Here is a 23857-nt window from a genome sequence, read left to right as displayed (position 1 = left end):
CTTTGAACGGCCCCGGCGGGAAGTTTGCCGGGGCTGTTCGCATTTGGGGTCTCGCGTCGCAGCCAGATGGCGATTAGGGTTCCTGAGGTACAGCGACCGGAATCGATCAGGACGGCGACTAAGTGAGCGGGACGGCTGACGAGGTCCTCGGCAACAGGTACCGGCTGATCGCGCCGGTCGGGACCGGGGGCATGGCGGTCGTCTGGCGGGCTCAGGACCTCGTGCTCGACCGGGACGTGGCGATCAAGCTGCTCGCCGAGGAGCTCGCCAACAAACCCGGCAACCGGGAGCGCATCCGGGCCGAGGCGCAGGTCGTCGCCCGCCTCCAGCACCCCAACATCACCGCCGTGCACGACTACGGCGAGGCCGGCGACCTCGCCGCGGGCCGGCACGGCCGCCGCCCGTACGTCGTCATGGAGCTCCTCGAGGGCGAGCTGCTGTCCAACCGGCTGCGCGGCGGACCGATGTCGTGGCGCCGCGCCACCCAGATCTGCGCCCAGGTCGCCGCCGGGCTCGCCGCCGCGCACGATCGCCACGTCGTGCACCGCGACATCAAGCCCAGCAACATCATGCTCACCGCCGCCGGCGCGAAGATCCTCGACTTCGGCGTCGCCGGGCTCACCGGCTCGTTCGACCCCGACGACGAGGACGGCACCGTCTTCGGTACACCCGCCTATCTCGCGCCGGAGCGGCTCCTCGGCGGCGGCGTCATCCCCGCGACCGACGTCTACACCGTCGGCCTGCTCGTCTACCGGTGCCTCACCGACCGGCTGCCGTGGCACGCGGACACGCCGACGCAGATGATCGCCAACCACGTGTACGAGCCGCCGCACCCGCTGCCGGACATCCCCGGCCTGCCGGCCGGCATCGCCCAGCTGGTCGGGCAGTGCCTCGCCAAGGACCCCGACACGCGGCCGCCCGCGGCGTACGTCGCCCGTACGCTCGCCGCGGCCACCGGCATCCACGTCGTCCTCCCCGGGGAGGACGGCTCCTCCACGCAGGAGGTGTACGCTCCCGCGGCCCCGGTCCCGGCCCCGCGGCACTGGGAGGCGCCCGAGCCGACCTTCGGCCGGGAGGTGACGGTCCCGCGCAACCGGCGGGCCGCCCGGCGCCGCAGCCGCCGCGCCCTCGCCGGGTCGGTGTTCGCCGTGCTCCTCGCCGTCGGCGCCGGCGTGCTCGCCATCTGGAAGCCGTGGGCGCCCCGGCCCGCCTGCAGCGTCGACTACGCCAGCCGGCCCGAGCCGGCCGAGAACGTCGACAAGGGCTTCGCCGCCCGGATCACCGTCGCCAACTCCGGCAACCGGTCCGCCGCCCCGTGGCGGCTGTCCTTCCTGCTCCCCGGCGGGCAGGAGATCACGCGGATCAACGGCGGCCTCGCCAGCTGGGAGCGGGTCGGCGGCGGGGTGCGGGTCATCGGCGCGTACGCCATCCCGCCCGGCAAGGCGCTCACGATCGGCATGAACGGCGCCGGCGGTGTCCTGCCGATGCCGACGAGCTTCACCGTCAACGACGTCGCCTGCGACCCGCGGTACGCCGACCTCAGGCGCGGCGCCAGCCTGCCGCCGATCACGGACCTCGTCGCCGCGCCGGAGGACGGCAACCGCCCGGACGCCACGACCCCGCCGGAGGGACCACCGGACGGCGGGCCGCCCGGTGGGTTCGACGGCGACCGGCCGCCGCCGCCGCCCGGCGAGGACGGCGGGGCCGGCGGGGGCGGCGGTCCGCGCCCGTCCGGGCAGCCGAACGGCAGCAGACCCGCGACCGCCGCGACGACGGCGCCGCCGCGGTACACGCAGCGCCACGCCTGAGCGGTTCTTCCCGCCGGCTCCCCGCGGCTTCTGCTCGGCGGTTTCCGCCGGTTCGGGGCTTCCGCGGTGGTTCGCGCCGATTCGGGCGGCCCTCGCGACTTCTGCGACGACGGCGCCTTCGCGTTACGTTCGGAGGCGTGCGCTTCCCTGGTCCTGTCGGGTTCGTCTTCGGCGGCGGCGGCGTCCTCGGCGCGGTCGAGGTCGGCATGGCCCGGGCCCTGCTGCACGCCGGGATCCGCCCCGACCTCGTCGTCGGCACCTCCATCGGCGCGTTCAACGGCGCCGCCGTCGCCGCCGCCCCGGACGAGCGCGTCGCCGACCGCCTCACCGAGCTGTGGGTGTCGCCGGAGGCCCGCACCATCTACGGCGACTCGCTGCCCCGCCAGCTGGGCCGCTTCGCCCGCCGGACCCACCTGCACTCCCCGGCGCCGCTGCGCCGGCTGCTGACCCGCGAGCTCGGCGCCGACACCACCTTCGACGACCTGCCGGTGCCCTTCCAGTGCTGCGCCGCCAGCATCGAACGCGCCGCCGAGCACTGGTTCGACAAGGGTCCCCTCGTCGAGGCGGTCCTGGCGAGCTCCGCCGTGCCCGGGCTGCTGCCGCCCGTCCACCTCGGGGAGGAGCACTTCATCGACGGCGGGATCGTCAATTCCGTGCCGGTCGGCCGCGCCGTCACCCTGGGGGCGCGCACCGTCTTCGTCATGCAGGTCGGCCGGATCGAACGGCCGCTGCGCCCGCCGCGCCGGCCGTGGGAGGTCGCGCAGGTCGCGTTCGAGGTCGCCCGCCGGCACCGCTTCGCCCGCGAGGTGGCCGAGGCGCCGCCCGGCGTCACCGTCCACGTCCTCCCGACCGGCGGCGGCTCCGCACGCGACGACTCACCGCTGTCCTACCGCAACATGACCCTGGCCCGGGCCCGCATCGACCGCGCGTATGAGGCGTCCCGGGCGTTTCTGGAAGCGACTTCCTGATGCCGCCCCGCTGGCTGCGCCGCACCGTGCTCACCCCGGTGTTCCTCGCTGTCATCGTCGCGGTCCTGGCCACGATGCCGGTGTTGCTGCTGGTCGCGGCCCTGGCCGCACCGTTCGGGTCCGGACGGCTGCGCGCGCTGCGGGTCACCTGGATGCTCGCCGTCTACCTGCTGCTGGAGGCCGTCGCGCTGGTCGTCCTGTTCGGGCTCTGGGTCGGCAGCGGGTTCGGCTGGAAGCTGCGCGGCCCGCGGTTCCAACGGATCCACTACGCCCTCACCGGACGCTTCCTGCACGTGTTGTACGACCAGGCGCGCTGGGCGCTCGGCGTCAAGGTCGCGGTGGTGGGCACCGACCCGGACGTGGCGGCGCCGGGCCGGCCCGAGCTCGTCTTCTGCCGGCACGCCGGGCCGGGCGACTCGTTCCTGCTCATCCACGCGCTGGTGAACTGGTTCGACCGGGAGCCGCGCATCGTGCTCAAGCACACCCTGCAGTGGGACCCCGTCATCGACGTCATGCTCAACCGGCTGCCCAACCTGTTCCTCACCGACGGCGGCGGCGACCCGTCACACGTCGCCCGGCTCGCCACCGGCCTCGACGACAACGACGTCCTCGTGCTCTTCCCCGAGGGCGGCAACTTCACCCCGACCCGCCGCGAGCGCGCCATCCAGCGCCTGCGCGACCTCGGCCTGCACGCGATGGCCGAGCGCGCCGCCCGCCTCCGGCACGTCCTCGCGCCCCGGCCCGGCGGGACCCTCGCCGCCCTCGACGCCGCCCCCGGGGCGGGGGTCATCTGGGTCGCGCACACCGGCCTCGACAAGCTGCTCACCGCCGGCGACGTGTGGCGGCACCTGCCCCTGGACCTGACCATCACCATGCGCTGGTGGTCCGTCGACGCCGCCGAGGTGCCGGCCGGTCACGAGCAGCGGGTCGACTGGCTGTACGAGTGGTGGGCCCGCATCGACACCTGGATCGACCGGCACAGGTAGCTTCTGCCGCTCGCGGGGCTTGTGCGGCCGGCGGGTCCCGGCTGTTTTCGGCGTTTGTGCGGTCGGCGGGCTCCGGTCGCTTCGGGTTTGTGCGGCCGGCGGGCTCCGGTCGCTTCGGGGCTGTGCGGTCGGCGGGTTCCGGTCGCTTCGGGTTTGTGCGGCCGGCGGGTTGCGGTCGCTTCGGGGGCTCGTGCCGCCGGCGGACGGCGCTCGTGGAGAATGGCCCGATGCGATTCGGCTTGCTGGGCACGGGACACTGGGCTGCGAAGACACAGGCGGTGGCCCTCGCGGCGCATCCCGGCGCCACGCTCGCCGGTGTCTGGGGCCGTTCCCCGGCGAAGGCCGCCGCGCTCGCCGAGTCGTTCGGGGCCAAGGCGTACGACGACGTCGACGCCCTCCTGAACGACGTCGACGCGGTCGCGATCGCGCTTCCGCCCGAGATCCAGGCGAGCCTCGCCGCCCGGGCCGCCCGCGCCGGCAAGCACCTCCTGCTCGACAAGCCCCTCGCGCTGACCGTCGAGTCCGCCGCCGCCGTCGTCGAGGCCACCGCGGCGACCGGGGTCGCGTCCGTCGTGTTCTTCACCAACCGCTTCATCCCCGCGGTCGACACGTTCCTGCGCGACAACGCCGCCCTCGGCGGCTGGTACGCCGCGCACGCCACCATGTACGCCTCGATCTTCCAGCCCGGCAACCCCTATGCGGGCTCGACCTGGCGCAAGGAGCACGGCGGGCTCTGGGACCTCGGCCCGCACGCCCTCTCGGTGATCCTGCCGCTGCTCGGCCCCGTCGTCGACCTCAGCGCCGCCGACGGGCCGCACGACACCGTGCACCTCCTCCTCAGGCACGACAGCGGCGCCGCGAGCACCCTGTCGCTGACCCTGGACGCCGCCCCCGACGCCACGTCGTTCGGGTTCTCGTACTTCGGCGAGCACGGCGCCCTGACCCTGCCCGCGTGGGGCGACGACACCCCCGTCGACGCCTTCGGCCACGCGGTCACGGCCCTGATCGCCGCGGCCGCCGGCACCCCGCACCCGTGCGACGTGCGCTACGCGGCGCTCATCACCGGGATCCTGGGCGCGGCGGACCAGGCCCGCCGCACCCAGACGATCGTCACCGTCTGACGTTCTCCGGGTCTCAGCGCATCCGGGACACGGCGTCCCGGATGCGGCGCACGTCGCGGATGCGCCGCTCGTACGTCGTCGCGAGGCCCACCAGCACCAGTCCGGCCACGGCGAGCGGAGCCCACCGGGGCAGCAGATCCCAGTACACGGCGACCTCGTGCAACGCGACGACCGTCAGCACCAGTCCACCGGCGACGGCGGGCGCCTGCAGCCGGCGCACGGCCCCCGCGACGACCACGACCAGCGCCCCGGTCCCGAGCAGCAGCCGCCGCACGGGTTCGCCCTCGACCACCAGCACCGACGCGAGGCTCGGCCCGAACGCCGCGAACAACGCCGGCCCGTACGCCACCCAGCTCCCGAGCGGCTGCGGCCCTGCCGCCCGCTTCCGCGCCGCGTACCAGCCGACGCCCGCCGCGACCGCCCCCGCCGGCAATGTGTAGGCCTCCAGCAGCGCCACCTCGTTCGAGGCGAGCACCAGCCAGTACGCGACCAGCTGCGCCGCCCCGGCCACTCCCGCGAACGCGACCCTGGGTCCGCCGGTGAGCGCCCGCAGCCCGAGCGCGAGCCCCCAGAGGCTGCTGATCCCGGCCATCGCGGCGAGGTCCCCGCTGGTGAGCAGGAACGCCACCGCCGCCGTGGCGTGCGCGACCACCTCCAGGACGAGCCCTTCCCCGGCCCGCGCGCTCTCGCCCTGGCCGGGCCGCCCGTCCCAGCTCTGCCCAGCCCCGCCCTGCGCCCCGCCGCCTGGCGCCGCTCCTGCCGCTGCTCCTGCCGGTGCCGCCGCCCCTTGTGTGGCACCTGCTTGCGTGGCTTCCGTCTGTGCGGTTTCTGCTTGCGCGGCTTCCGTGCGTGCGGCTCCTGCTTGCGTGGCTTCCGTCTGTGCGGCTCCTGCTTGCGTGGCTTCCGGCTGTGTGACTCCTGCCTGTGCGGGCCATGCCGGCGCGGCCCCGGTCTGCGCCGCCTCTCCCTGCGTGGTTCCTGTCCGCATTGCTCCTGTCTGCGAAATTCCCGCCGGCAGAGTGCTGTCGTACCCAGGGAGGACCTGTGCGCCGCCGTTCCGCACGCCAGTTGCGGCCGGCCGCAGCCGGCGGATGACCACCGACGCCGCGAGGACGGCGGCAGCCGCGAGAAGGACCCAGTAGCCGGCCCATCGCAACGGCAGGTCCGCCGCACGGGCCGAGGCGAACGCCAGCCAGCCGGCGCTGACCGCACCGACCAGCCAGCCGGCCGTCCTGGCCGCCGGGGTCCGCCCCGCCACGCCGATGATGGCGCCCGTCACCAGGACCGCTGCCAGGGCAGCGAGGGTCGCCGGTCTCGTCGCGAGACACCCGGCGAACCCGGCCCCGGCCGTGAACCAGCAGGTGAACGCCCCCACGTTCACCCGCATCGCCCGCGCCCTGGGCCTGACCAGCGCCGCGGCGAGCGCGGTGCCGAGCCCGCCCGCGAGCGTCACCGCGGGCACCGCCGGCCACGGCGCCTCGACAGCCACGCAGCCCAGGACGACGGCCATGGTGAGGGGCGCCCCCGCGAGCGTCCACACGGCGGTCCGGGTCCGCCTGGTGATGAGGACCGCCAGCACCGCCACGAGCCCGAGCGCCACCGCGGCAGGCCCCGGCCCGAACGCCTGCGCCTCCCCGGCCCACCAACGCCCGCCCGGATCGAGCCCCACACCGCTGGGCGCCCCTTGCCAGACGGCGCCGAGCCACCGGTACGGCCGCACCAACGCCCCGAACACCGCCGGCGCCACCGCGATCAGCAGGACCGCCGCAGGGATGACCGCGGGAAGCACCGCCGGCACCAACCTTGCGGCCGCCGGTCCTCCCGCAGCAGGACCCCCGTCCCGGACCCGGCCCCACCCGGCCGGGCCGGACGCCGCGAACCACACCGCCAGCACCACCCCGGCCGCGAACACCCCGAACGGCAACCGCCCCCCGTCCGCCGCCGACAGCCCGACCGCGGCCAGCGTCACCCCCAGCCCCCCGAGCGCGACTCCGAGCACCCCCGCCCAGCCGCCCCAGCCCGACCCGTCCGGTGCCGCACCGACCCCGCCCCGCACCGCCCCAGACGTGCCCTGAACCGCACCGATCCCGCCGTGCGGCGCCCCAGACGTGCCCTGAACCGCGCCGGTTTCGCTCTGCGGCGTGCCGATCCCGCCGTGCGGCGCCCCAGACGTGCCCTGAGCCGCACCGGTCCCGCCGTGCCCCGCTCCGATCCCGGTGTGCGGCGCCCCGGACGCGTCCTGCGCCGTGCCGATTCCGTGCCGCGCCGCACCGATTCCGCTCTGTGCGGCTCCGATCCCGGCGTGCGGCGGCCCGAACGCGTCGTGCGCCGTGCCGATCCCGTCCTGTGTCCGGGTGAACCTGCCCAGGGCCACGATGGCCAGGATCGTTGCCAGCGCCAGGCCGCCCGCCGCGCCGAACATCGGGGCCGGCACCGACAACGCCTCACCGGTGGCGGCGAGCCGGACCGCGGCGGCCGCGAGCAGCGGCAACCCCGCCAGCCCGAGGGTGACCCCAGGTGCCGCGAGTCTGGCGGACCCGCTGCGCGTTGCGAAGACCGCGCAGATCACCGTCAGCCCGGCCATGGTGAGCAGCGTCGACAGGGGAGTGTCCAGCCCGACGAGGACCGCGTGCGCGGCGACCACCGGCAGCGCCATCGCCGCCCACCCCCCGGCCGGAACCCCCGCCCGCGCCGGCGCGCCGATGGGCGTCGGCCCGCTTGTGGTCGCTGGTCCGCCGATGGGCGCCGGCCCGCTTGTGGCTGCTGATCCGCCGGGTGGTTGCCAGCCAGTGGGCGCAGGCTCCTGCACGGGTGTTGCAGGCGCCGGACCGGCCAGTCCGGCCACGGGAGTACCCACAGCCCGGGTGGACCAGCGCAGGGCGGCGACCGCGAGAGCCGCCAGGACCGCGAAGTCGAGCACGGACACGACCGGCAGCGCCGCGTCGAACGTGCCCGGGACTGCGAACGCGAGCAGCACCAGCGTCGGCCACACCACCAGGCGGGAGCGGGTCAGGACGAAGACGGCCGCGGCGACGGGCACCAGCGCGGCCGCCACCTGCCAGGAGAAGATCCGTCCCAGGGTGGATACCGGGCCGTGCCACGCGGGCAGGGCAACGCCGACGGCAGAGCCGGCGGCGAACAGGGCGGCGTAGGTGTAGGGGACCGCGGTCGCGCCGGCCACGACGTACGCGCCGACCCGGGCGCCCGCGCGGACCCGGTCGGGCAGCACGGTCGCGGCCAGCGCGAGCAGCACCGGCACGCACGCGAACGCGATGGCCCGGTGGTCCGGCAGCACCTCCGCGAGGATCCGCACCGCGACGAGCGCGACGATGCCGACCGCGACCGCGGTGCCGACGTGCGCGGTGATCCGGTGGGCGAGGCCGGCGGCGACGATGACCGCGGCCAGGGCCAGCATCGCCCCGCCGGCGCCGAGCGCGCCGGTCACGCCGTCCACGGTGGACAGTGCGAGGAGCCCCAGCGGCGCGGCGGTCGCGACCGCGATCCCGGCGCCGACCCATGCGGCCTTCGCCACCGTCCGGGCGAGCAGCACGTCGAGCGCCGCCACCGCGACGAACGTGAGCGTCCAGCCCGTCGCCTCGAAGGACCGGCCGGCCGCCAGCAGTGGCAGCACCGGCTGCACCGTGAGGAGGGCCGCGAAGCGGGGGCCCTGCAAGCCGGTTGCGAGCGCGTACCCGCCGGCGACGACGGCCGTCACCGCGAAGACCAGTCCCGCGAACGTGCTCGGCCGGGTCGTGTCGGCGAGCCCGGCGAGGTTGACGTACCAGGCGGCGTAGCCGTCCAGCAGCACGAGCAGCAGCCCCAGCGCGGCGAACGTCTCGGCCGTGGACCGTAGCCCCCGGGCCAGCGCGAGCGGCGGCACCGCCAGGGTGACGACCGTGACCGTCGCGAGGATCGCGGCCCGACCCAGCACCCCGAAGCTCGCCCACGCGACGGCCGCGAACACGATCGCCGCGCTGCCGAGCAGCAGGCCACCGAGGATGAACAGCAGGTTCTGCACCGTGCGAGGGCTGGCCTCCGCCGCGGGCACCGCGGCCGGGGGCACCGCGGCCGGCCCGTGGACCGTCGGACCGCCCGGACCCGGCACGGGCACGGGGCGGACCGGCGGCTGCGGGGGTGCGGGCGCTGGTCGTACCGACGCCGCTGCCGCCTCGGAGAGCGCCCGGCGGGCCATCTCCACCGCCTGGCTGACCCGGGCCGCAAGCATGTTGCGCTGTGCGCGCACCGCGTTCAGCCGCTGGACCGCCGCCTGGTACCTGGAGCGTGCCTCGTCGAGCTCCGCGCGGGCCGCCTCGACCTCGACGAGCAGCTCGTCGGCGCGCGTGCCCAGCCGCACCACCTCTGCGGCATCCGGGAACGGCGGGCGACCGCAGCCGGAGCAGCCGGCGTCAAGGTCGGCCTGGCCGCCGCAGAACGGGCACGGATACGTCGTCATGGTGATCAGGATGACGCCGCGAGGTGGTTGCTGGTATCCGGTGCCCTACTCATCCCCGTCTGAGTAACAGGATCTTCCTGTCCGGTGTGTGACGGGGCATGCTGGCTGGATGCGGTTGCTCACCGAGGCTGAGTACAAGGCGACGATGGAGCCCGAGCCGAGGCAGATCGGCCCGGACGACGAGCCGCCCTTCGACTTCTGGCCCTACTTCGACGCGATCCCCGAGGAGCACCTGGGCGGGCACGACTTCAGCGAAGGAAGCGTCAACTACGCGTGGCAGATGCCCAACGGCGGTCTGCAGCACGTCCTGGTGAACTGCGAGACCCCGAACGTCTTTCTGGTCCTCGTCCTCGACCTGCGCACGGAGACCGTCCTCGGCCACTACCTGCTGGACATCTACGGCGTGTGACCCTAGTCGTCCAGGCCACGCTCGATCGCATACCGCACGAGGTCGACACGGCTGTGCAGCTGCAACTTGCCGAGGGTGTTCTGCACGTGGTTCTGCACCGTGCGGTGCGAGAGCACGAGTCGTTCGGCGATCTCCTTGTACGTGACGCCCTTGGCCACGAGCCGCAACACCTCGGTCTCGCGCTCGGTCAGCCGCGGCGCGTCCGGGTCCTCGGCCCGCGTCACGGTGGCCAGCCGCCGGAACTCACCGAGCACCAGCCCCGCCAGCCCGGGCGTGAACACGGCGTCACCCTCCGCGGTCCGGCGCACCGCCGCGAGAAAGTCCTCCCGCGCCGCGGACTTCACCAGGTATCCGGTGGCGCCGGCCTTGACGGCGTCGAGCACGTCCTGCTGCTCGCCGCTCGCCGACAGCATCAGGATCCGCACATCGGGGCAGGAGGCGAGCAGCCCCTGGATGACCTCCACCCCGGACAGGTCGGGCAGCTGCAGGTCGAGCACCACGACGTCGGGCCGCACCGACCCGGCGATCCGGATCGCCTGCGCCCCTTCACCGACCGCGGCGACGACCTCGTACCCCGCCTCGGCCAGATCCCGGGCGACACCCTCGCGCCACATCGGGTGGTCATCGACCACCATGACCCGAAGCCGTCCCGCTGCGTCCACACGAGCACCCTATCGGCCCGCCATCCAGCCGGCTGCCCGCTCCTGCCACGGCACCCCATGATCCGGTGCGGTTCCGGTGGCCAGGACCGCCGTAACCGTTCGGGATCACGGGGCGAGGCCGCGTGCGCCAAGAGATGGCTCGCGACGGGACCGCAGGGCACGAGCTGGCGTCTGGTGACACCGTGGGCCAGGGGTGGCGCGGCGCGAGACATGGGCCAAGGGGACGCTCACGACGGGGCCGCAGGGCATGAGGTGGCGTTTGGCGAGTCCGTGGGCCAGGGGTGGCGCGGGGCGAGGCCGTAGGCATGAGGTGACGCCTGGCAAGGCCATGGACCAGGGGTCGGCGCGCGGCGAGACCGTGGGCAAGTGGTGGCAGCGGCGCAACTCGGGGTTGGGTGAGCACTGCAGCAGCGGCTCGTGTCGCGGCTGCAGTTGGCGCCGCGTGAGGTCTCGCGCTGCCGGGCCGGCATCGGGGCCTGCGGCGCGGACGAGGCAGGGTGATGAGGCGCTTCCGGAATGGGCGAGGTGGGCGCCCTGCAGGACGTCAAGCCGCGCGGACGGGCGTCGTGTGCTGCGGCGTGAAGGAGGCGGGGGCGATGGGGGCAGGAATGGGTGAACTGGGCTGTTCTGTTGGGCGTTGAGCTGGCCGTCGCGCTCAGGGTGACGGCCTGCCCGGTTGCCGCGGCGGCTGTGGGTGTGCGGGGGCGGGCCGTCGTGTGCCGCGGTGTGGACGAAGCGGGCGATGGGGTTGCGGTTCAGGGGTGGGCGAGCTGGGCTGTCCTGCAGCGCGTTGAGCTGGCTGTCGTGCTCGATGTGACCGTCTGCCCGGTCGCTGGCCGCAGGGGCGCGGGCCGGCCGTCGTGTGCTGCGGCGTGGAGGAGGCAGGGGTGGGTGAGCCGGCCGTCGCGCCCAGCATCGCCACCTGCCCGGCGGCCGCAGGAACGCAGACGGGCCGTCGTGTGCCGCGGTGCGAACGAGGCAGCGGCAACGGAGCGCGTAAGCGAGCGAAGAACAGCACGGGGCAGCCCACCTGCATGAGCCGCAGCCCTCAGGGCGCCAGGAAAGCCGGCCGGCAGCGGTCCGCGCAGAGGTGGGGTCAGCGGGGGACCTGGAGCTCGATCTCGGTGCCCGTGGTGGGGCCGCTGGTGACGACGGTGGTGCCACCGAGGTCGCGGATCCGGCCGCGGATGGACTGGGCGACGCCCAAGCGGCCGGCCTGCTCGGCCTCGGCGAGGCGGCCTTCGGGGATGCCGGGGCCGTTGTCGCGGATGGTGATGGTCACGGTGTCGTCGAGCTCCTCGACCAGCAGCCAGGTCTTGGCGGCCGGGCCGGCGTGCAGGTGGACGTTGTCGACGGCCGCCGCGACGGCCGCGGCGACCTCGGCGGCGACCGGCGCCGGGAGAAGGACCTCGGTGGCAGGAGTGGCGACGCTGACGCCTGTCGCGCTGTGGTGGTCGAGCAGGGTGCGCAGGTCGACCAGGTCGTGCCCGGCATCGGCCCGGCCGGGCAGCCCTCGGGAGCCGGCGGCGCGGGACACGGCGGTCCGGGACGCCCGCCAGCGCCAGGCCAGGAACCCGGGCGCGCCGCGGGTGCCGCCCGCCCCCGGCCCCCCGCGGCCACCGGCCGCCCGCGCACTGCCCAAAGCCGTGGAACCAGCGGTGGCGCTGGAGCCGGTAGTGGCCACAGGGGTCGGGTCGGCGCCAGCGGCGCCCCGGAGGGGCGGAGAGCCGGCGGCGGAGACCGAGGCGGCGCGGGACAGGCGGACCGGGAGGCGGAACGGCCGGCGGCCGCCGGCCGCCGCGGAGCCCGGCGTGGAGCGGCCGGTGGAGTGCGGGACGGGGCCGCTGGAGGTGACCAGGGCTCGGAGCGTGGCCTCCTGCTCGCCGGCGAGCCGGCCGAGCTCGGCCGCCTCGCCGCCCAGCTCGGCGCCGCGGCGCTGGAGGAGGGCGAGGACCTGCAGGACGGAGTCGTGGATGCCGCGGGCGAGGCGCTCGCGCTCGCGGGTCGCGGCCTCGAGCTCGGTCGCGCGCTGCAGGCGGGCCTCGGCGTCGATCGCGAGGCGCGCGATGTGGCCGATGCCGATGCCCGCCAGCACCATGAGGACCGGGCCGTTGACGGTGGCCTGGGAGAAGCCGTCGCGGACGACGACGTCGGCGGCGCTCATCAGCAGGGCGGCGATCGCGCCGCGGCGGCGGCCGCCGGAGATGGCCCAGGCGACGACCGGGCTCGCCACCCACGCCATCGGCAACGTGGGGGCGCCGAGGCCGAGGCCGTCGGGCTGGACGATCCAGCGGGTGGAGAGCAGGCAGCAGGCGGTGACGGCGAGGTCGGCGGTGAGCAGCGGCCAGCCGCGGCGCTCGGGGCGCGCATAGGCGAGGCTGCTCACCACCGTCCAGGCGGCCATGACGGACAGGACCAGCCAGCCGCCGAGGGGCCAGTAGTAGTGCTGGAAGTTGCCGATCATCAGCACCGCCGCGTAGCCGAGCGCGGCGATGCGGAAGACGAGCAGCGCCCGCCACAACGGTCCCTCGAGGGCCTTCATGGCGAGGTCAGACCCAGTGGATCGGCGGCAGGCCGGCCTCGACGAGCGCGGCGTCGGTCTGGCTGAAGGGCTTCGAGCCCAGGAAACCGGCCGGGTTCATGGGGCTGGGGTGGCCGGCCTCGATGACCTTGTGCTGGGGGTTGGTGACCAGGACGGCCTTCTTGCGGGCATAGCCGCCCCACAGGACGAACACGACCCGGCGGGGCATCTCGTTGAGCGCGGCGATCGCGGCGTCGGTGAAGTGCTCCCAGCCCTTGTTGGCGTGGGAGGCGGCCTTGCCGGCGCGGACGGTGAGCACCGCGTTGAGCAGCAGGACGCCGTCGCGCGCCCAACCGGTGAGGTCACCGTTGGTCGGCGGGGTGACGCCGAGGTCGTCGCGGAGCTCCTTGTAGACATTGCGCAGCGACGGGGGGATCGGCACGCCGGGGCGCACCGAGAAGCTGAGCCCGTGGGCCTGGCCCTCCTTGAAGTAGGGGTCCTGACCGAGGATCAGCACCCGCGCGGCCTCCGGGGAGCAGAGCCGGAACGCGGTGAACAGGTCGGGCAGCGGGGGATAGACGGGGCCGGCCGCATACTCCGCCTCCACGAACGCCTCGAGCTTGTGCACGATCTCGAGATCCAGGTGCGGCTTCATCAGGTCCCGCCAGCCGGCGGGGAGCAGCTCGAGCAAATCCAACGACATGCACCGCACTCTACGAAAGAGGTACGACATTTTGGAGCCGGGTAAAACGCGGGGGTATGTCGGAATTGGCAACATCGCCGCGCCGAACCCGGGAGACTGGAGGCGTGGCGCACGTAGGACCGGTCGGGCATGGTGGCGAACCGTTGACAGTGCTCTGGGCGTGGCGACAGGCCCAGCTGGAGCAGGCCGCCCACGACCGGGCGGCATCGCCGCGGCCAAGGCAGCACCAAGATCAGCCAAAGGACAGTCTTGCACAGGACGGACCGGCGGAAGGGCCGAAACCCGGCGATCTGGGCTATCTCGCGCAGCTCCAGCAGCGGCTGCGCGACAGCGTGCGCGACGTGCGGGCGGTCGTCGCGCGGCTCGCCGAGGTGCCCCAGGAGCAGCGCACGGTCCTGCACAGCGCGATCGCGGCGGACCAGGCCGCGGCCGAGCGCGGCTTCGGGTGGCTGCTGGACCACTTCGACCAGCCCAGCGCCGTGGTGCCGCACCTCGCGCAGCTGGCACCGGCGCTCGACGCCCTGATGGGGCCGCACAGCCGCCAGCTGGACCTGTTCGAAGCGGCGCTGGTCGAGGCGGTGGAGACCGACGACCCGGACACGCTGCGGGAAGCCTGGCGGTTCGTCGTCGGCTGGTTGCGCCAGGCCAAGGCCTTGCAGCAGGAGGAAACGCCGTTCTGGACGGCCACCGTCATCGCCCATGACCAGCGCCGCGACGACGTGGCGGTGCTGCGGCTCGCCACGGACCTGCCGTACCCGGCCCGCGCCGGGCAGCGCGCCGTCATCGAGCACCCGATGGTGCCGGGCGCGTGGCGGCCCTGCTGGATCTCCGCCCCGCCGGCCGACGGCAACCGGCTCGAGCTGCACGTGCAGGCGATCCCCGGCGACGACGCCACCGGCGCGCTCGTGCACGGCACGCGGGTCGGCGACGCGGTGCGCCTGCACCGGGCCGAGGGTGAGTTCGTCATCGAGCAGCACGGCCGGGCGATCCTGATCGTCGCCGAGGACGTGCACGTCGCCCCGGTGAAGGGGCTGCTGGACGAGCTGGCGGCCCGCCAGGACGACCGGGTCGTCCACCTGTTCTGGGGTGTGTCGACCCGCGACGACCTGTACGACCTGGAGTCGCTGCGCGAGCACGCCGCGGGCTGTGCCCACGCCACCGTGCACCCGGTGGTGGCGAGGGGGCCGGCGCACCCGTACCTCAGCGGATCCCTGCCGCAGGTGGTGGTGGACTTCGCCGACTGGAAGTCGCACGACGTCTACCTGTGCGGCACGCCGCTCGCGGTCGGCGTGATGCGCAACATGCTGCTGGAGCGGTCGGTGCCGGCCGGCCGGATCCACACCGTCACCCTGGACCGGCTCGCCACGACACCATCGTCGCGGTGACCACGGTGTTGCCCGTGTAGGTGCTCGTCGCCCGGTCGAACGTGCCGCCGCAGGTGACCAGCCGCAGCTGGGGACGGGTGGCCGGGCCGTAGACCAGGTCGGCGGGGAACTCGTGCTTCGGGTAGAGCCGCACGCCGTCGACGGCGAACGTGACCGTCGAGCCGTCGCGCCGGGCCACGACGATCGCGTCGCCGGGTTCGAGCAGGCCGAGCCGGTAGAAGACGGCGGGCCCGCTGCCGACGGTGTCGACGTGCCCGACGATGACGGCGTTGCCGGCCTCGCCAGGCGTCGGTCCTCGCCGGTACCAGCCGACCTTCGCCGCCTCGCGCAAGGACGGCGGGGTGAGCGTGCCGTCGCGGTCGACGTCGACCCGCTCGACCGCGGCCTCGACGGAGATCGCCCCGATGCGCAGTTGGACGGGTGTGGAGGCGGCCACGGGAGCGCTCCCGATCCCGGCGGAGCCCGAGCCGGAAGAGGCCGTCACGACGGGTGGTGGCGCGCCGGTACCGTAGCCGGCGCCGACGAACGAGACGCCTGTGATGGCCAGGGTGATGACGCCCACGGCGGTGCCGCCGCGCCAGGTGCCGTTGGGCCTGACGAGCAGGTGCCGGGGCTGGTACCGCCGGCTCACACCGTGCGGCGCCGCAGCAACAGCGCCCCGGCGGCACCGAACAGCAGCAGCCCTCCGCCGACGGCCATCAGCGAGCGGTTGGGGCCCCGCGCGGTCGACCCGCCGCCGGTCGGCACTCCGCCGGTGGGCGTCACGACCAGCTTGACCAGTGAAGAGCTGCCGTCCCCGCAGTCGATGCTGATGTTGTACGTGCCGGCAACGGTCGTCCCGGGGATGGCGACGGCGACGGAGAACGAACCGGGCGTCGTCCCCGCTGCCATCGGAATACGATCCGGCAGCCCGAGCGAGGTGCCGGCGACGTCGGCGGACTTCACACCGTCGGCGCAGACCGTGCTGAAGGTGACGCTCTCGCCCGGCTTCACCGTGTCCGGCGTGACCGAGCCGGCGCCTTCGGCCGACGCGACGCCAGGAAGGACGAGCGCGGCCGCCGTGCCCGCGAGGACGCCGCCGGACAGCAGGATTCTTCGCATGCTCCCATTGGCCACCAGCGCGGGGTGACCGCCGAACACCCCCGGCGTAGGAACTCGCTGGGGAGTGCGTCCGCGACGGCTGTGGGAGAATTGGCCAGGGGTTTAACGAGTAGGAAATATCGCACGTGAGCGACCCGCCTCACGGTGGGGCGGGTGCATCTGGAATCCTGCGCGTCGGCGCCATAAGCGCCGGTCGCGGGCAATGGCGGCCGCGGCCAGGAGCCGGACTGCGGGACGAGACGGGAACGACGCGCATGAGTGAGTACAAGATCACATACCCGGACGGCGAGCTCGACCTGCCGGCACGCAAGGCGACGGAAGGGCCCGAGGGTCTCGAGATCTCCAAACTGCTCAAGGAAACCGGTCAGGTCACGCTTGACACCGGGTTCGTCAATACCGCCTCGTGCGTATCGTCGATCACCTACATCGACGGCGACGCGGGCATCCTGCGCTACCGGGGCTACCCGATCGAGCAGCTCGCCGAGCGCTCGACGTTCCTGGAGAGCTCCTACCTGCTCATTCACGGCGAGCTGCCGACGCCGGCCCAGCTGGAGGAGTTCACCGGCCGCATCCAGCACCACACGCTGCTGCACGAGGAGATGCGCCGCTTCTTCGACGGCTTCCCGCGCGACGCGCACCCGATGGCGGTGCTGTCCTCCGCGGTGAGCGCGCTGTCGACGTTCTACCAGGACAGCCTCAACCCGTTCGACCCGGAGCAGGTCGAGATCTCCACGATCCGCCTGATGGCGAAGGTCCCGACCATCGCGTCGTACGCCTACAAGAAGGCGATCGGCCAGCCGATGCTGTACCCGGACAACTCCCTGGGCTACGTCGAGAACTTCCTGCGGATGACGTTCGGTGTCCCCGCGACGCCGTACGAGATCGACCCGGTGGCGGTCAAGGTCCTCGACATGCTCCTGCTGCTGCACGCCGACCACGAGCAGAACTGCTCGACGTCCACGGTCCGGCTCGTCGGCTCCAGCCAGGCCAACCTCTTCGCCTCCGTCTCCGCCGGCGTCAACGCGCTGTTCGGCCCGCTGCACGGCGGCGCCAACCAGGCCGTGCTGGAGATGCTCCAGCAGATCCACAACGAAGGCGGCGACGTCGCCGGCTTCGTCAGCCGGGTCAAGGACAAGAAGGACTCCAGCACCCGCCTGATGGGCTTCGGTCACCGTGTGTACAAGAACTACGACCCGCGGGCCGCGCTGGTGAAGAAGGCCGCGCAGGACATCCTCGGCCGGATGGCGAAGCCCGACCCGCTGCTGGACCTGGCGATGCAGCTCGAGGAGATCGCGCTCTCCGACGAGTACTTCGTCTCCCGCAAGCTGTACCCGAACGTGGACTTCTACACGGGCCTCATCTACAAGGCGATGGGCTTCCCGACCACCATGTTCACCGTCCTCTTCGCGCTCGGCCGGCTCCCCGGCTGGATCGCCCAGTGGCGCGAGATGATCAACGACCCGGAGACCAAGATCGGCCGCCCGCGCCAGGTCTACATCGGTTACGGCGCCCGGGATTACACGCCGATTGCTGGTCGGTAAAGACCCGCAGCGTCAACCGGTTCTTGCTCGTTTGTACCTTGACGGAGATCGACCCCGGCTGTCTCATACATGAGGTCCATCTGGGGTCGTTGTCCGTTTTCGTGCAGGGGAGACCGGTTTTTCATGAGCGCGCCAACGTTGTCGCCGCTACTCACCGCGGCAGTGCAGGACCGGACGTCCGGAGCGACCGGCGTGGCCCGGCAGGTCCTCGACGGCCTCGCGGAGTTCGTCCACGACCCGGTCACGCTGCGTGCGGTGGTGGCGCCCCTGCCGGGTCTGCTGCCGGGGTACGCGTCGATGTGGCACATCGCCCGCGCCGCCAACGACGCCGACCCCGGGCGGGCGCTGCGGGCGATCCGGGAGCAGCTCGACCGTGACGTCGAGGCGAGCGTCGCCACCGCGACGCGCCTGCTGCACCAGCGCGGCGGCTGGGCCCGCACCGCCCCCAGCAGCGCCCTGGTGAAGGCCGTCGCGGCGCAGCTGCCCGCCGGCACCGTCGACGCGCCCGGCACCGAAGGGCTGCTGCCGGTGACCGGTATCGCCGGCGCCGACGCGATCAGCCCCACCCGGGTGCTCAACATCAAGGGCACCCTCGCGCTCGCGCAGAGCATCCCCACGATCGTGGTGACCACGTCGCTGAAGCTGGCGCCGGAGCGGGTGTTCGACGGGCTCGGCTCGCCGCTGTTCGAGCGGATCCCGCTCTCCTCCTTCTGGGCCGTCGTCCTCGACGGCGAACTGCTCACGCCGGCCGAGGTCGGCCGCCGCGCCGCGGCACTCCGCTGAGGCCGGGATCGGCCGCCGCGCCGCTGACGAAAAACGGCTGATGCTGTGGGATTGTGTGCGGTTCCGCGCCCCCGGACGCTCTACATAGGACAGTTCCGCGGAAGACGGGAAGACGGCACGGTGCAGGGGCTGTGCAGTGGCTCACGTTGGGAGTACATTGCGTTGCATCCCAAGGACTCCGGGGCCGCCGCTTCCCCCGTGGCGGCGGCCCCGGTCTTGATGTAGGTAGTTCACGGGTTTCGATGCACACCGTCGCGGAGACCACATCGAGCATGGTGACCGTCTCCCGCCGCCGCCCCATGGCCCCGGCACACGCCGCCGGCCCGCGCCCGCGCACCGTCTGGCTCGTCGGCGGGATGATCCTGCTCGCGATCCTGGTGCTGGCCGCGGTCACCGTCTTCGTCTGGCGGACCCGGCACCCCGGCGGAGACGGCGCGGCGCACACCGTCACCGCGCCCGTCGCGGGCCGCGACTCGGCGACCCTGGACCTGCTCAGCGGGGCCACCACGGTCACGGTCGTCGCCGCGGACCTCGGCGACACGCTGTTCCGGGTGAGCACGCCCGGCGACGGCCGGACCGTCCCGAGCGTCACCACCCTCGACGGCCGCGTCGGCGTGCAGCTGCGTGACGCGGGCAACGGTGCGGCCGGCAAGGGCGTCGTCGGCGTCGAGCTCAACCGTGCCGTCCGCTGGACGGTCCGGTTCACCGCCGGCGCCACGAGCAATACCGCCGACCTGCGCGGGCTGCGCGAGATCGGCGGCGTCGAATACGTGGGAGGGGTGTCGGGCATCGAGCTGACCCTGCCCGCCGCGAAGGGCGTCGTGCCCGTGCGGATGAGCGGCGGCGCCTCCACGTTCCGCGTCCACCTGCCGCAGGGCGGACCCGTGAAGGTCGTCGCCGGCGGCGGCGCCGGGAGCGTCACGCTCGACGGCACCCGGCACGACGGTGTGGCCGGCGGGGCCGCGTTCTCCAGCGGTGACCCGGCCGCCGCCGACAGGTACGAGATCGACAACGCCGCCGGCGTCTCCAGCGTCGTCGTCGACCGGTACTGACGCCGGCGCGGATGCCGATCGAGGTGGACGGCGCCGCCGGTACCGACGCCGGAAACGGAACCGGAAGACCTAGGACGAGGGAAGGATCATCCCGGCGCCTGAGACCGGAGCGTCGACCGGGAGGTCGGGCAGCCCGAACAGCTCCGTCAGCCCGGTGACCTGCAGCAGCCGGTGCACGAACGGTGACGGGCTGCGCACCTCCATCCGGCCGCCCACGTCACGGGTCTTGTTGTTGATCGCGACCAGGGTGCCGATGCCGATCGAATCCATGAACGGGACGCGCCGCAGGTCGACGGTGAGTACCGCCGGCCGGTGGGCGTCGATCGTGTCGAGCACCACGGACCGCAGTGCGCCGACCGTCGCGGCTTCCAAGGGACCCAGCACTTCCACCACAAGTACGTCTCCGGAGCGGTGTGTCCGGACCATCGCGTCGCCCATTCGAGTCGCGTACCCAGTCCGGCAAACCGGAAACTCACGGGTTGGCCGAGATGAGCAGTGGCAGGACACACACGTATGCCGTGAGCAGGACGCAAGCCTCCGGGCGGGTGATCCTGCTGCCCCGCCACAGCAGCAGCCAGGCGAGGACCGCGGCGAACACCATCGCGGTGACCGCGGCGAACCCGAACGGCGCGATCGTCGAGCTGCCCGCGGCGAGGCCGACGACCGCGCCGCCGATCAGGCTGTTGAAGATGTTGCTGCCCAGCAGGTTGCCGACGAGCAGGTCACCCTCGCCGCGCCGCTGCGCCTGCACCGACGTCATCAGCTCCGGCAGCGACGTGCCGAACGCGACCAGGGTGAAGCCGATGACCTGGTCGCTGACGCCCCACCGGTGCGCGAGCGTGACCGCGTTGGCGACCAGCAGCTGCGCACCGCCGAGCGTCGCGGCGATCCCGGCGACGGTCCGCAGCGCCTCGACCCACCACTGGCGGGGCCCCGGCGACCAGAAGACCCACCAGCGGCGCGTCCGGACCGGCGACACGAACGCGGCCACGTCCTCGGGCAGCGGATCCCCGTCCTGTACCCGCGACAACCGCACCAGCAGGGCGAGTGCGCCGACGCTGAGGACGGCGAGCAGCAGCCCGGCGACGAACTTCAGCCCGACGAGGGCGAACGCGCCGAACACCGCGACCGCGGCGGCCATCAGCGGCGCCTCCCGCACCGGCACCGACGAGCGCACCATCACCGGCGACACGACCGCGACCACACCCAGGACCAGGGTCACGTTGAGGATGTTGGAGCCGACGAGGTTGCCCAGCGCCAGTCCCGCGTTGTCGCGGACCGCCGCGGTGCCCGACACCACGAACTCGGGGGCGCTGGTGCCCAGCCCGATCACGATGACACCGACGATGACCGGTGCGACCCGCAGCAGCGTCGCGAGCCGGCTCGCGCCCACCACCGCCTGGTCGGCGCCCACGGTCAGCAGGGCCAGCCCGAGCAGGCCGAGCCCGACGACGAGCAGCGTCGACATCCGTCTCCTAGATCCGGGTCAGGGGACCGACACAGTACCTCCCCGTGTCGATCCCGCGATCCGTAACCGGTTCCGGGGGAATCAGGCTCCGCACCGCTGGCGGAATGCGCTTGTGAGGCTTATCGTTTTCATCGAGACCGGCGTCTTCCCCCGTGGATGCCGGTCTCACCATTTCTCCAGCCGTCCGGCATCCGGCCGTTCGTGCGCCCGCTTGCTGGCTCATGGTCGGGCGTTGCCACGCCACCGGACCAGGGCCGTCGCCAGGACCGCCGCGACGATCGAGGCCCCCAGGACCGCCGCCGCGGCCGTGTCGGCGCCGCCGTCGGGCACCGACAGGCGGGCGATCAGCAGGCTCACCGTGTAGCCGACCCCGCCGAGCATCGCGACCGGCAGCACGTCACCCCAGCGGACCTCCGGCGGCAGCGCGCCGAGCCCGACCCGCACCGCCAGCCACGCGCCGAGCAGGATCCCGGCCGGTTTGCCGATGAGGAGCCCGGCCGCGGCCCCTCGTGCGAGCGGGTCACCGACGACGTCGCCGGCCGCGGCGAGGGGGATGCCGGCGGCGGCGAGCGCGAAGACCGGCACGATCACACCGGCCGAGACCGGATGCAGCCGGTGCAGGAGGCGATCACAGGGCGATTCGGCGTTTGCGGCAGCTGTACGAACCGGCGTCAGCACCCCGAGCAGGATTCCCGTCACGGTGGCGTGGACGCCGCCGCCATGAACGCACACCCAGGCGCCGGCGGCGACCGGCACGACGAGCCAGGCGGGGGTGTACCGGAGGCGGTGCAGCTGCCCGTACAGCAGGCACAACGCCAAACCGGCGGCCAGCCACCACACCCGGACGTCGTGCGCGAACAACACCCCGACGAGCGCGATGGCGCCCAGGTCGTCGATGACGGCGAGCGACAGCAGCAGCACGCGGACCCCGGTCGGCAGGGCCGAGCCCGCGAGCGCCAGGACCCCGAGCGCGAACGCGATGTCCGTCGCGACCGGGATCGCCCACGCCCCGCCGTGCGAAGCGGCGCCGCCGGACACGACGATCGCGACGACCGCCGGCACCAACATCCCGCCGAGCGCCGCCACGACCGGCAGCGCCGCGGCCCGCCAGCCGGCGAGCTCCCCGACGGTCAGCTCGCGCTTGACCTCCAGCCCGGCGACGAAGAAGAAGACGGTCAGCAGCCCGTCGGTGACCCAGCCCGCCAGCGACAGGTCCAGGTGCAGCGCGCCGAGCAGCGCCGAGGACGGCAGGCGCAGCGACCAGAACCGCTCGTACGTGCCGCCGGGCAGGTTGGCCCACAGCAGCGCGAGCCCGGTCGCCACGAGCAACAGCCTGCCGCCGGTGGTCTCCAGGCGCAGGAACTCCAGCAGCATGTCCAGCCGCCGCGGGGTGCGACGTGCCATCGGGGGCCTCCTCCAGCAGGCAGTATCATCCTGTCCTGCCGACCAGACTTCCCGGCGCACCTGCGGCGAATGCTACCCCATCGCGCCGACAGTCCACTGTGGACCGCCACCGCACCGCCCCTGCCCGGCGGAGTTCTCCCCGCCGAGTCATCCGACGGGCGCCGTCCGACGGGTGCCTTCCGGCCTCCGTCTTCCGGCCTCCGTCGTTTGGCTTCCCCTCTTCCGGCCTCCGTCGTTTGGCCCCGTCTTCCGGCGGGCGTCTTCTGGCCTCCGTTGTTCGGCCCTGGGCCGTTCGGCTTCCGTCGTTCAGCCGGGTCTGTGGCCGAGGTTCCTGATGGGGCCGCTGATGTGGGCCGCCACCGTGGTGGCTCATCCGGTCGGGATCTGAAGCCGCGCACCTCGGCCGGGGCCGTTCGCCCGGGGCTTTCTGGTGGGGGTCGTTTGGCTGGGTCATTCGGGCGGGGGTTCGATGCGGGCTGGACGCTGTGGCTGTTCGCCGCTGCCGTGTGGCTCGCGCGCTGACCGGTTTGCTCAGGTTCCCGCTCCGACGGTCGATTGGGCCGTCGGAGAAGGGGAGCGTGGCCGTGAGCGACGAGTTGGGTGACATCGTTCAGGAGTTTCTCGTGGAGTCGCACGAGAACCTGGACCAGCTGGACCGGGACCTGGTGGCATTGGAGGCGGCGCCGGGGTCGCGGGAGCTGCTGTCGTCGATCTTCCGGACGATCCACACGATCAAGGGCACCTCGGGCTTCCTGGCGTTCAACCGTCTGGAGAAGGTGACCCACGTCGGTGAGTCGCTGCTGTCCCGCCTCAGGGACGGCGCGCAGGGTATGACGCCGTCGACGACCGACGCGCTGCTGCGGATGGTCGACACGGTCCGCGGGCTGCTGTCGGAGATCGAGGAGCACGGCCGCGAGCTGGAGGGCGACGACTCGGGCGTGATCGCCGCCGTGAATGCCTGCATCACCGACGGCTCCGCACCCGCGACGCCCGCCCCGGCCCCTCAGCCGGCGGCTGCTGAGAGCGCTCCGGCGGCCGTGGTGAGCGGTGACGTCGTCGAGCCCGCGGCGGCCGCCGAGGTCGTCGTGGTGCAGCCGGTCACCGTGGTGTCCATTCCGCAGACCTCAGAGCCTCCACAGGCCCCCGCCGCCCCGGCGCCCCCGCCAGCCGCCGCCCCGCCCGCCGCCCCGGCGCCCCCGCCAGCCGCCGCCTCTCCCGCCGCCGCGCCGACATCCGTCACGAAACCGGCTGCCGCCCCGCCCGCTGCCGCCGCCGCGCCAGCGTCCGTCACCGAGCCCGCAGCCCCCGCAGCCCCCGCAGCCCCCAATGCCCCCGCAGCCCCGGCCGCCGCACCGGCGTCCGGCACGAAGCCGGCCACCCCCGGTGGACCAGGCGGCGGGGAGGTGGCGCCCGAGGACGGGGTGTCGAAGCGCAGTGTCGCGGATCAGTCGATCCGGGTGGATGTGGATCTGTTGGACAAGTTGATGAATTT

At 73.6% G+C, this 23857-nt stretch carries 19 protein-coding genes; 10 read left to right on the top strand and 9 right to left on the bottom strand.

What is annotated here, in order from left to right; genetic code table 11:
- Positions 1-122 precede the first annotated feature (122 nt).
- The 4 genes from ACFY3L_RS48740 (at position 123) to ACFY3L_RS48725 (ending at position 4883) form a co-directional block, all read left to right on the top strand.
- Positions 123-1808, top strand: coding sequence for a protein kinase (locus tag ACFY3L_RS48740; RefSeq protein ID WP_389340730.1), 1686 nt, complete (start codon positions 123-125; stop codon positions 1806-1808).
- A gap of 137 nt (positions 1809-1945) precedes the next feature.
- Positions 1946-2776 (top strand): patatin-like phospholipase family protein, encoded by an 831-nt coding sequence (locus tag ACFY3L_RS48735; protein WP_389340728.1) that lies wholly within the window; start codon positions 1946-1948, stop codon positions 2774-2776.
- Positions 2776-3762: a 1-acyl-sn-glycerol-3-phosphate acyltransferase gene (locus ACFY3L_RS48730; protein ID WP_389340726.1), complete on the top strand. Its 987-nt coding sequence runs from the start codon at positions 2776-2778 to the stop codon at positions 3760-3762. The genes ACFY3L_RS48735 and ACFY3L_RS48730 overlap by 1 nt, the downstream gene beginning before the upstream one ends.
- Positions 3763-3989: 227 nt before the next feature.
- Entirely contained in the window at positions 3990-4883 is an 894-nt protein-coding gene (locus tag ACFY3L_RS48725) for a Gfo/Idh/MocA family protein (protein ID WP_389340724.1), read from the top strand.
- Positions 4884-4896: 13 nt separating this feature from the next.
- Here ACFY3L_RS48725 and ACFY3L_RS48720 read toward each other — a convergent pair whose 3' ends face one another.
- Entirely contained in the window at positions 4897-9336 is a 4440-nt protein-coding gene (locus ACFY3L_RS48720) for an SCO7613 C-terminal domain-containing membrane protein (RefSeq protein WP_389340722.1), read from the bottom strand.
- Positions 9337-9445: 109 nt separating this feature from the next.
- Here ACFY3L_RS48720 and ACFY3L_RS48715 point away from each other — a divergent pair, with 109 nt between their 5' ends.
- Positions 9446-9745, top strand: a complete 300-nt coding sequence (locus ACFY3L_RS48715; protein WP_389340720.1) for a hypothetical protein — start codon at positions 9446-9448, stop codon at positions 9743-9745.
- A gap of 2 nt (positions 9746-9747) precedes the next feature.
- Here ACFY3L_RS48715 and ACFY3L_RS48710 read toward each other — a convergent pair whose 3' ends face one another.
- The 3 genes from ACFY3L_RS48710 to ACFY3L_RS48700 all read right to left on the bottom strand — a co-directional run bounded on the left by ACFY3L_RS48710 (position 9748) and on the right by ACFY3L_RS48700 (position 13631).
- Positions 9748-10380 carry a response regulator gene (locus ACFY3L_RS48710; protein ID WP_389340893.1) on the bottom strand — a complete coding sequence of 211 codons (633 nt, stop codon included), beginning with the start codon at positions 10378-10380 and terminating at the stop codon, positions 9748-9750.
- Positions 10381-11503: 1123 nt separating this feature from the next.
- Positions 11504-12949 carry a DUF5931 domain-containing protein gene (locus tag ACFY3L_RS48705; protein WP_389340718.1) on the bottom strand — a complete coding sequence of 482 codons (1446 nt, stop codon included), beginning with the start codon at positions 12947-12949 and terminating at the stop codon, positions 11504-11506.
- Positions 12950-12956: 7 nt separating this feature from the next.
- Positions 12957-13631, bottom strand: a complete 675-nt coding sequence (locus ACFY3L_RS48700) for a uracil-DNA glycosylase (RefSeq protein WP_389340716.1) — start codon at positions 13629-13631, stop codon at positions 12957-12959.
- 149 nt (positions 13632-13780) lie between these two features.
- Between ACFY3L_RS48700 and ACFY3L_RS48695 the strand changes: the two genes are divergently transcribed.
- Entirely contained in the window at positions 13781-15016 is a 1236-nt protein-coding gene (locus ACFY3L_RS48695; protein WP_389340890.1) for a hypothetical protein, read from the top strand.
- Here ACFY3L_RS48695 and ACFY3L_RS48690 read toward each other — a convergent pair.
- On the bottom strand, positions 14976-15647 hold the full coding sequence (locus ACFY3L_RS48690; RefSeq protein ID WP_389340714.1) for a class F sortase: 672 nt from the start codon (positions 15645-15647) through the stop codon (positions 14976-14978). The two genes, ACFY3L_RS48695 and ACFY3L_RS48690, sit on opposite strands and share 41 nt — an antisense overlap.
- A complete protein-coding gene (locus tag ACFY3L_RS48685; protein ID WP_389340712.1) occupies positions 15644-16117 on the bottom strand; it encodes a hypothetical protein in 474 nt (157 codons plus the stop codon). The genes ACFY3L_RS48690 and ACFY3L_RS48685 overlap by 4 nt, the downstream gene beginning before the upstream one ends.
- A 254-nt stretch (positions 16118-16371) precedes the next feature.
- On the opposite strand from ACFY3L_RS48685, the gene ACFY3L_RS48680 reads away from it, so the two are divergent.
- The 3 genes from ACFY3L_RS48680 (at position 16372) to ACFY3L_RS48670 (ending at position 19493) form a co-directional block, all read left to right on the top strand.
- Entirely contained in the window at positions 16372-17658 is a 1287-nt protein-coding gene (locus tag ACFY3L_RS48680) for a citrate synthase (protein ID WP_389340710.1), read from the top strand.
- 123 nt (positions 17659-17781) lie between these two features.
- Positions 17782-18441, top strand: coding sequence for a hypothetical protein (locus ACFY3L_RS48675; RefSeq protein ID WP_389340708.1), 660 nt, complete (start codon positions 17782-17784; stop codon positions 18439-18441).
- A 242-nt stretch (positions 18442-18683) separates the two neighbouring features.
- Complete coding sequence (locus ACFY3L_RS48670; RefSeq protein WP_389340706.1) at positions 18684-19493, top strand: hypothetical protein; 810 nt, start codon at positions 18684-18686, stop codon at positions 19491-19493.
- A 69-nt stretch (positions 19494-19562) separates the two neighbouring features.
- On the opposite strand, the gene ACFY3L_RS48665 is transcribed toward ACFY3L_RS48670, so the two are convergent.
- The 3 genes from ACFY3L_RS48665 to nhaA form a co-directional block, all read right to left on the bottom strand.
- A complete protein-coding gene (locus tag ACFY3L_RS48665) occupies positions 19563-19919 on the bottom strand; it encodes an STAS domain-containing protein (protein WP_389340887.1) in 357 nt (118 codons plus the stop codon).
- A gap of 46 nt (positions 19920-19965) precedes the next feature.
- A complete protein-coding gene (locus ACFY3L_RS48660) occupies positions 19966-20961 on the bottom strand; it encodes a sodium:calcium antiporter (RefSeq protein WP_389340704.1) in 996 nt (331 codons plus the stop codon).
- Positions 20962-21180: 219 nt separating this feature from the next.
- Positions 21181-22365 carry a Na+/H+ antiporter NhaA gene (gene nhaA, locus ACFY3L_RS48655; RefSeq protein WP_389340702.1) on the bottom strand — a complete coding sequence of 395 codons (1185 nt, stop codon included), beginning with the start codon at positions 22363-22365 and terminating at the stop codon, positions 21181-21183.
- A 584-nt stretch (positions 22366-22949) separates the two neighbouring features.
- Here nhaA and ACFY3L_RS48650 point away from each other — a divergent pair.
- The coding region (locus tag ACFY3L_RS48650) for an Hpt domain-containing protein (protein WP_389340700.1) at positions 22950-23857 on the top strand (908 nt) is incomplete at its 3' end.

The organism is Dactylosporangium sp. NPDC000521 (genome assembly GCF_042898305.1).
Lineage (GTDB): Bacteria > Actinomycetota > Actinomycetes > Mycobacteriales > Micromonosporaceae > Dactylosporangium.
The sequence above is the reverse complement of the archived record's forward strand: the minus strand, read 5'-3'. Positions and strand labels throughout refer to the sequence as shown.

What these genes read in the sequence shown, in the direction of transcription:
- ACFY3L_RS48725 (WP_389340724.1), top strand. Translation starts at nt 3,990, where the DNA reads ATGCGATTCGGCTTGCTGGGCACGGGACACTGGGCTGCGAAGACACAG.
- ACFY3L_RS48715 (WP_389340720.1), top strand. Translation starts at nt 9,446, where the DNA reads ATGCGGTTGCTCACCGAGGCTGAGTACAAGGCGACGATGGAGCCCGAG.
- ACFY3L_RS48730 (WP_389340726.1), top strand. Translation starts at nt 2,776, where the DNA reads ATGCCGCCCCGCTGGCTGCGCCGCACCGTGCTCACCCCGGTGTTCCTC.
- ACFY3L_RS48685 (WP_389340712.1), bottom strand. Translation starts at nt 16,117, where the DNA reads ATGCGAAGAATCCTGCTGTCCGGCGGCGTCCTCGCGGGCACGGCGGCC.
- ACFY3L_RS48720 (WP_389340722.1), bottom strand. Translation starts at nt 9,336, where the DNA reads ATGACGACGTATCCGTGCCCGTTCTGCGGCGGCCAGGCCGACCTTGAC.
- ACFY3L_RS48675 (WP_389340708.1), top strand. Translation starts at nt 17,782, where the DNA reads ATGAGCGCGCCAACGTTGTCGCCGCTACTCACCGCGGCAGTGCAGGAC.
- ACFY3L_RS48700 (WP_389340716.1), bottom strand. Translation starts at nt 13,631, where the DNA reads ATGTCGTTGGATTTGCTCGAGCTGCTCCCCGCCGGCTGGCGGGACCTG.
- ACFY3L_RS48710 (WP_389340893.1), bottom strand. Translation starts at nt 10,380, where the DNA reads ATGGTGGTCGATGACCACCCGATGTGGCGCGAGGGTGTCGCCCGGGAT.
- nhaA (WP_389340702.1), bottom strand. Translation starts at nt 22,365, where the DNA reads ATGGCACGTCGCACCCCGCGGCGGCTGGACATGCTGCTGGAGTTCCTG.
- ACFY3L_RS48705 (WP_389340718.1), bottom strand. Translation starts at nt 12,949, where the DNA reads ATGAAGGCCCTCGAGGGACCGTTGTGGCGGGCGCTGCTCGTCTTCCGC.
- ACFY3L_RS48665 (WP_389340887.1), bottom strand. Translation starts at nt 19,919, where the DNA reads ATGGTCCGGACACACCGCTCCGGAGACGTACTTGTGGTGGAAGTGCTG.
- ACFY3L_RS48670 (WP_389340706.1), top strand. Translation starts at nt 18,684, where the DNA reads ATGCACACCGTCGCGGAGACCACATCGAGCATGGTGACCGTCTCCCGC.
- ACFY3L_RS48660 (WP_389340704.1), bottom strand. Translation starts at nt 20,961, where the DNA reads ATGTCGACGCTGCTCGTCGTCGGGCTCGGCCTGCTCGGGCTGGCCCTG.
- ACFY3L_RS48680 (WP_389340710.1), top strand. Translation starts at nt 16,372, where the DNA reads ATGAGTGAGTACAAGATCACATACCCGGACGGCGAGCTCGACCTGCCG.